Origin of the sequence: Bradyrhizobium sp. SHOUNA76 (genome assembly GCF_023006445.1) — a bacterium.
In the GTDB taxonomy this organism is placed as follows: Bacteria; Pseudomonadota; Alphaproteobacteria; order Rhizobiales; family Xanthobacteraceae; genus Bradyrhizobium.
The window spans coordinates 1-6,913 of the sequence record NZ_JALBHA010000356.1; the positions used below are offsets into that span (position 1 = coordinate 1).

8 protein-coding genes and 1 tRNA gene are annotated in these 6,913 nt (G+C 64.5%); 8 read left to right on the plus strand and 1 reads right to left on the minus strand.

Translation table 11 applies throughout. The annotated features are described in order from the left end of the window. The coding region (locus MOV74_RS27260) for a PilZ domain-containing protein (RefSeq protein ID WP_246929656.1) at window positions 1–234 on the minus strand (234 nt) is incomplete at its 3' end. A gap of 223 nt (window positions 235–457) precedes the next feature. On the opposite strand from MOV74_RS27260, the gene MOV74_RS27265 reads away from it, so the two are divergent. The 8 genes from MOV74_RS27265 to MOV74_RS27300 form a co-directional block, all read left to right on the plus strand. After that, a tRNA-Glu gene (locus MOV74_RS27265) sits at window positions 458–532 on the plus strand. A gap of 231 nt (window positions 533–763) precedes the next feature. Further along, window positions 764–1,324 carry a hypothetical protein gene (locus MOV74_RS27270; protein WP_246929657.1) on the plus strand — a complete coding sequence of 187 codons (561 nt, stop codon included), beginning with the start codon at window positions 764–766 and terminating at the stop codon, window positions 1,322–1,324. A gap of 212 nt (window positions 1,325–1,536) precedes the next feature. Then, complete coding sequence (locus MOV74_RS27275; RefSeq protein ID WP_246929658.1) at window positions 1,537–2,163, plus strand: PilZ domain-containing protein; 627 nt, start codon at window positions 1,537–1,539, stop codon at window positions 2,161–2,163. 121 nt (window positions 2,164–2,284) lie between these two features. Further along, entirely contained in the window at window positions 2,285–3,292 is a 1,008-nt protein-coding gene (locus MOV74_RS27280; RefSeq protein ID WP_246929659.1) for an acyl-CoA desaturase, read from the plus strand. Window positions 3,293–3,428: 136 nt separating this feature from the next. Then, on the plus strand, window positions 3,429–3,671 hold the full coding sequence (locus tag MOV74_RS27285) for a hypothetical protein (protein ID WP_246929660.1): 243 nt from the start codon (window positions 3,429–3,431) through the stop codon (window positions 3,669–3,671). A 295-nt stretch (window positions 3,672–3,966) separates the two neighbouring features. Beyond that, on the plus strand, window positions 3,967–5,007 hold the full coding sequence (locus tag MOV74_RS27290; RefSeq protein WP_246929661.1) for a PrsW family glutamic-type intramembrane protease: 1,041 nt from the start codon (window positions 3,967–3,969) through the stop codon (window positions 5,005–5,007). 70 nt (window positions 5,008–5,077) lie between these two features. After that, entirely contained in the window at window positions 5,078–5,656 is a 579-nt protein-coding gene (locus MOV74_RS27295; protein ID WP_246929662.1) for an HdeD family acid-resistance protein, read from the plus strand. Between the two features lie 235 nt (window positions 5,657–5,891). Continuing rightward, window positions 5,892–6,913, plus strand: a 1,022-nt coding sequence (locus tag MOV74_RS27300; protein ID WP_309486839.1) for a 3-deoxy-7-phosphoheptulonate synthase, incomplete at its 3' end; no start/stop codon positions are given.

Consider the following 6,913-nt stretch of genomic DNA (forward strand, 5'->3'; position numbering starts at 1 on the left):
CGATTTGCCGCGGCGCCAGACCACCTGGCAGCTCCGCCCCGTACGCGCATCGCGTGCGAAGGCGAGCCGGATCACGCCCGGGAGCTGGCTCGCGTCCTCGTCCAGCGTGATCTTGGCACCCGAATCGGAGATGTCCCGGACCAGGCAGTGCCGCGCGGCGAAGCCGCCGTCGAGCGTGATCCAGGCATGCTGCGACAGCAGCTTGCGGGCTGCGCGCTTTTTCGGCGGTGGCATTGGTGAAAGATCTCCCACTCCAGCGCTAATCAGGGAACCCTAAGAAATCGTTGAAATCGCCTTCGAATGCTCTCGGGGCCGGCGCTGTCCACCGGCGCCACAAGACCGGTCCGAACGGCTTGCCGGGAGCCAGAAAGGCCACTATACGTTCGCCCGCTGCAAGCCGCCGGGCCCTGTTCGGCCGGCCAGCGGTCATGCCGGGAAACGGCCGGGCCCTGTGTTTGCTCCCTTCGTCTATCGGTTAGGACGCCACCCTTTCACGGTGGAGAGAGCGGTTCGATTCCGCTAGGGAGCGCCAGTGCGCACGCGACGCCTGTCGCTTTTCCTCCCCAATTGCCACGATTTCCGCCGCAGCGGCATGAACCTTCCCGCCGCTCGCCACCGACCAATGTCAGGTTGGAACCGGTCGAACCCCATGGCGCAGCGTCATCCCGAGATTGAAGGTTCGTCCGGTGCGTCCGCAATGACACCGGGCCTTCCGCCATGGCTCAGCCATCCCCGCCAGCATCCATCGGACCGGCGCGCCAAAATGCTGGAGCACCTGGCACGCGCCAGATCGCTGCCGCAGCGTCAGCCGGATTTTGCGCCGGCTGCGCCTGTGCTGCCGGGCAGAAGCACCCAAGATATTCTCGGCGATGTCGTCGGCTACGCGATCGTGTTCGGTATCCTCGCCCTGCTCTTCCAGTCGCGCATTCCGCTCTATCTCGGCGCGTTCGTCGTCCTGACCGACGCCGAGCGCATTGAAGGCGCACTGGCAAGGATCGGTATCCGCCTCGAGCCCGAAACCATCGGCCCGGACATCGTCAAGCGCTCCGCGTTCTGGTTCGGATGGTTCGCGTTGCTCGCCGCCTTGAAAGGCTCCGTTCCCGACTGGCTCGCACCATGGATGCCGCCGGCAGAGTCATGGCCTTTCCTCGCCGGCATCGCCCTTCTGCTTGCCATCGTCGAAGCACTCACGGCGCTCGCGATGCGGCGCGCAGTGCCGCCGCTGGGATTGCAGATCAGCCCGAACGGCCCGATGTGGACGACGATCCAGTTCATCATGGCCGTCGGCGCGCTGGCAGTGCTGTTGCTGGTCGGATCTCGTTAGCCGCCGCGTCCCCATTGCTTCACTCCGCCTCAATGACGACGTTGTGAGAATGCCTGCAGCATAACGGGTCTTTATGCCGCGCTTTCCGCTCCGCTGCGCAGGGGCGCATTTACCGGAAATTTACCCCTGCTCGTGAGCGACGGTATCATTTGCTTAGAATTTGATTGCTACCGTGGAATTACGGAAACGATCCCAAACCACGATTGGCGCGCATGTCCGTCACAGAGTTCCTCCGGCAACGAGCAGTGGAAGTCACCGTGGCCGGCAGCTACTCGCTGCCGCGTTGGTACGATTGCGAGGGCAAGCTGCGCACCTTCGCCTGCCGGACCAAGCGCGTCTCGCCGTTCCGCATGATCGTGGACGTGCCGGTTGTCGGCAAGGTCGGCGAGCGCGTGACCTCCTACTTCCAGGATTTCGGCGAATTCCAGTGCACCATCAGCGCGACGTTGAAGGCGGGCTTCCTGATGGAGCTCGACATGACGCGGGCGCGGCGCGCCTGGATGTCGGAAAAGCTGACCTGGCTGGAGAAAAAGCAGAGGGACGACAGCGTCCAGGAACTGCGGCGTGACGCCCGTTTCGTTCCGCAGGTCTCCCATACCTTCCTGACCCTCGCCGACGGCAGCATCCATCCATGCTTCATCATCGACGTCTCCACGGCCGGCGTCGCGATATCCTGCGAGTACGACCCGCCGGTGGGAACTCCGCTTGCGGTCGGTGCCTGCGTCGGGCGGGTCATCCGCAAATTCGACAACGGCTTCGCGGTCAAATTCGCCGAAAAGCAGTCACGGGATGACCTGGTCCGCCTCGTCGTGCGCTCGCCCCTGCAGCAGTCGGCCTGAGCCGGGTCAGTCAATTTTAACTCTTCTTTAACTAAATACTGGAGATGAAGTCCCTCGCGCGATAGGGTGTGATCCAGCACGTCCGCAATCATTGCGGGCCCCCCATATCGGAAGTCCTGGAATGTCCATCGCTGACGCCGAGTTCGTCCCGGCTGAGACCCCGCAGAACGCGTCTACCGCGGCCAAGCCGCAGCTTCCACCCGGCGTCGTCACCGAGGGACCGCTCGTGCAAGCCAAGCTGCGCGAGAGCTATCTCTTGCTCGGCATCCTCTATGTCGGCGCTGTCGCCGGCATCATCTGGGCTGTCACGCAAGGTCTCGGCAAGGTCGAGCTGTTCACGTTCGTCTGGATGTTCGCGCTGACCACGTTCGGCATCGGCGCAGGCATGCACCGCCTGTTCGTCCATCGCAGCTTCCGCACCGGCCCGATCATGCGGGTCTTCTTCTGCGCCATCGCCCAGATGGCGATCCAGGGCTCGATCGCCAAATGGGTCGCCAATCACCGCCGCCACCATCTTTACGCCGATGACGTCGGCGATCCCCACAGCCCGCAATTCGACGGCTTCGGCAATCGCTATGTCAGCGCGCTCAAGGGCTTCTTGCACGCCCAGGGCAGCTGGGTGTTCGACCAGGCGACCACCGACAACGAATACTACGCCAAGGACATCCTCGCCGATCCCATCGCGATGTTCTTCGTGCGCACGCGCTGGGTCTGGTACGGAATGTCGGCGGTCTTCATCCCGGGCGTGATCGGCTACACCTTCGGCGGCGTGCACGCCATGATCGGTTGCGTGCTGTTCTCCGGCCTGCTCCGCGCCTATCTGCTGATCCTCACCAGCCAGCTCACCGGCTCGGTCTGCCACGCCTATGGCTATCGCCGCTTTGAGGTCGACGATGCCTCGACCAACGAGTTCGTGACCACGATCCTCACCTTCGGCGAGGGTCTGCACAACAACCATCACCGCTTCCCGCGGGACGCCTACATCTCGCACGCCTGGTGGGAGATCGATCTCAACGGCCTGATCATCCTGGGCCTGGAAAAGATCGGCCTCGTCCACGACGTCTTCCACGCCTCGCACCGTCAGCTGGAGCGGGCAGCCGAAGCAGAGGCGGCCTCGACGGCGCGCTGAACCGGCAGGCGGCGGCCAGCGTCCGGCCGCCCCACCTCCGCATCGCTGCCCTATCGCGGCCCCATTGCGGGATCAGCCTTCGACAGTCCGTGCCTCACGCCGGACGTCATTTGCGGACTTGCGATCGGGGGACCGGATGGCAGTCAACAAAATCACTTGGGACAGGGTCGGCCGGGTCACCGAGCCAGGACGCTACATGTACACGTTCGGCTGGCTCACCATCACGGCCGGCGACCTGGATATCTGGAAGCTCTACCCACAGGCCGCGTTCACGCTGCTGGCGCAACCGGGCGGGCCGGATGCGTCCCTTGGCGAAGAATTCCATCTCGGCGCCTTTGACGTCGCCCCGGGCGCGCCGCCGCCGTTCACCACCCATTGAGTCCCGGCTCCGAACTCGCCCGCCGGAATAGGTGCGCAGGTGAATCGAAGAAACCTGCGCATTTCCTTGATCTGGCTTGCCAATCGCGCTCCGGCATCAGTCCCGCGGACGTTGCCATGGATGACGAACAGGTTCTGTCATGCAATTGATTGCGCTTGTATTCTGCATCACCACGGGCGACGGCAGATGAACGAAAGCTGTCGCGCTCGTTAAGCGAGCCGACAGCGAGCGCATGACACATGGTCGCATCGGCAATTGTAGATTAGCGGACCAAGGGAACCTATTTTCGGCGCCGATGTATCTGATTGAAGCGTTGCCCACCGTCATCGGAACTGCAGCCATCGCCCCGGCGCTGCTGATGCTGTGGCTTGTCATCGCCGCTGAAGAGCGCCCTGGCCCGCCCGCGCAGGTCTGGACCGCGTTCCTGTTAGGGGCCGCCAGCATCTCGCTGCTGGGCCTTGCCCGTGCCCCCTTCGCCAAGATGGTCGCAGCCCCCGACAACCCCTGGGTGGCGCTCGCGATGCATTCGGTCTTCGGCGTCGCGCTGCCTGAGGAAGCCGTCAAGGTGATCGCCATCGTGGTGGTCTCTTCGACCAAGCGGAGGACTTTTGCCAATCCCATGGACACCGTGGTCTATGGCGCCGCGGTCGGCCTCGGCTTCGCCGCTTACGAGAATCTGGCCTATCTGGTTCAGCACGCGGAGATGTGGCGTTCGCTGGCCGCCTTGCGCAGCGTTCTGACCGTGCCGTTCCACGGCGCGCTCGGGATCATCGCGGGCGCCTACCTGACGATCGCGCGCGCCGGCACCGCGCTCGGAGCGAACCGCCACCATCGCGACTGGGCCCGCCTCTCCAGCCGCCTCTTGATCTTCGCAGGCCCGCTCGCGTTGCATTCGGCGTTCGATTTCCCCCTGCTCACCCTCCAGCGCATGCCGGACCTCGACCCGAGCTTGCGGATGTGGCTGGGGGCTACGAGCCTCTTGATCGGCTTCAGCTCGATCGCCTTCGCCATCCGCCTGGTCCGGCGTGTCGCCCGCCACCACGCACCCCGGACCGATGTTGCGCGGGAGCGGCTGAGCCAGCTTCGTCGGATGTGGGCGCTGCTGCTTGCCGGCGGCGGCGTCGGCTTTCTCGGGCTCGCCTTCGTGCTGACCTCGATCCATCACTGGCTCATCAACCCCGAACGCAATCTGACGCTGGCCCTGATTCCGATCGGCTTCGTCTCGATCCTGCTGGGCCTTGCGCTTCTGATTGTCACAACGGCGATCTACATTCTCGGCCGCAACCGCATCCGCACCAGCGCGGAAGGTTTTTCCTCGGCGCCCGGCGGCGGTTGATCCACCGCATGGCAAGCGCGCCATGGGCCGACTAGATAGGACGCCCTCCTCTCGTTTCCGGAGTTAGACGATGACATCGCCCGAGGATTTTTCACGGCTGCAATCCGTCATGAGCCAGGCGGTCAAGGCGCATTGGAAGGCTTTCCTGTTCGAAGGCATCCTGCTCGCCGTTCTCGGCGTCGCGGCGCTGATCCTGCCGCCGCTCGCGAGCCTTGCGATCGCGATCTTCCTCGGTTGGATGTTCCTGATCGGCGGTATTGGCGGGCTGATCGTCACCTATTGGGCACGCAGCACGCCAGGCTTCTGGTGGTCGCTGATCTCGGCCGCGCTCGCCGTGCTCGCCGGCCTGCTGCTGTTGGCCCGGCCGATGCAGGCCGTGCTGACGCTGACCATCGTGCTTGGCGCCTACTTCCTCGCGGAGGGCGTCGCCACCATCATGTACGCGCTGGAGCACCGCCGCGAGTTGAGCAGCCGCTGGTCCTGGCTCCTGATCTCGGGCCTCGTCGACATCGCGATCTCGTTCATGGTGATCACGGGGCTGCCGAGCTCGGCCGAATGGGCCATCGGCATCCTCGTCGGTATCAACCTGCTGTTCGGCGGCGCCAGCCTGATCGGCATGGCGCTGGCGGCGCGCAACAGCAACACCTGAGGCGCCTCGTCGCCTGCCGCGCCGATTGGGGGGTGACAAGGCGCCAATGGCGCGCTATATGGCCAGCCATGATCACCGTCGCCACCAGCTATTTTTGGTACTTTAGCTACGACAGCTCGCTGGCGGCAGGAGGATCGCGCTCAATCTGAAACATTGCAGCAAACGTCCGAACAAGCCGCCAGACCTGGCGGCTTTTTTATTGGCCGGCAGGTTCTCAAAACGACAGGAGCCCGCCGTGCTGAGCACGACCGACGATCTTCGCATCCGTGAACTGAAAGAACTGAGCACCCCGGAAGAGGTGATGCGGGAGGTCCCGCGCACGCTCACCGCCACCCGTGTGGTGATGGCCGCACGCAACGCCGTCCATGCCATCCTCACCGGCCAGGACGATCGCCTGCTGGTCGTGGCCGGCCCCTGCTCGGTGCATGACCCCAAGGCCGCGCTCGAATATGCCGAGCGCCTCGCAAGCTTGCGCGAAGATCTCGCCGATCAGCTCGAGATCGTGATGCGGGTCTATTTCGAGAAGCCGCGTACCACGGTCGGCTGGAAGGGCCTGATCAACGATCCCGATCTCGACGGCAGCTTCGACATCAACAAGGGTCTGCGGCTGGCGCGCAACGTGCTGTCGGCGGTGAACAATCTCGGTCTGCCCGCCGGCACCGAATTCCTCGACATGACGACGCCGCAATACATCGCCGACCTCGTGTCCTGGGCCGCGATCGGCGCGCGCACGACCGAGAGCCAGATCCATCGCGAGCTGGCCTCCGGGCTGTCGTGTCCGGTCGGCTTCAAGAACGGCACCGACGGCAATGTTCGCATTGCCGCCGACGCGGTGAAATCGGCCTCGCATCCGCATCATTTCATGGCCGTCACGAAACTCGGCCGCTCGGCGATCGCCTCGACCGCCGGCAACGAGGATTGCCACATCATCCTGCGCGGCGGCAGCAAGCCGAACTATGACGCGGCAAGCGTTGCTGCGGCCTGCAATGAGCTGGCGAAATCCGGCGTCGCGCCGCTGGTGATGGTGGATGCGAGCCACGCCAATTCGAGCAAGAAGCCGGAGAACCAGCCGCTGGTGATGGCCGACATCGCCGGTCAGATCGCCGGCGGCGAAAACCGCATCATGGGCGTGATGATCGAGAGCAATCTCATTGCCGGCCGCCAGGACGTGGTGCCGGGCAAGCCGCTCGCCTACGGCCAGAGCATCACCGACGGCTGCATCGACTGGCTGGCCACGGCGACCGTGCTCGAGCAGCT

Bases quoted from the DNA above. Each gene is read 5' to 3' on its own strand.
- MOV74_RS27270 (WP_246929657.1), top strand. From the start codon at position 764: ATGCTGGAGCACCTGGCACGCGCCAGATCGCTGCCGCAGCGTCAGCCG.
- MOV74_RS27275 (WP_246929658.1), top strand. From the start codon at position 1,537: ATGTCCGTCACAGAGTTCCTCCGGCAACGAGCAGTGGAAGTCACCGTG.
- MOV74_RS27280 (WP_246929659.1), top strand. From the start codon at position 2,285: ATGTCCATCGCTGACGCCGAGTTCGTCCCGGCTGAGACCCCGCAGAAC.
- MOV74_RS27285 (WP_246929660.1), top strand. From the start codon at position 3,429: ATGGCAGTCAACAAAATCACTTGGGACAGGGTCGGCCGGGTCACCGAG.
- MOV74_RS27290 (WP_246929661.1), top strand. From the start codon at position 3,967: ATGTATCTGATTGAAGCGTTGCCCACCGTCATCGGAACTGCAGCCATC.
- MOV74_RS27295 (WP_246929662.1), top strand. From the start codon at position 5,078: ATGACATCGCCCGAGGATTTTTCACGGCTGCAATCCGTCATGAGCCAG.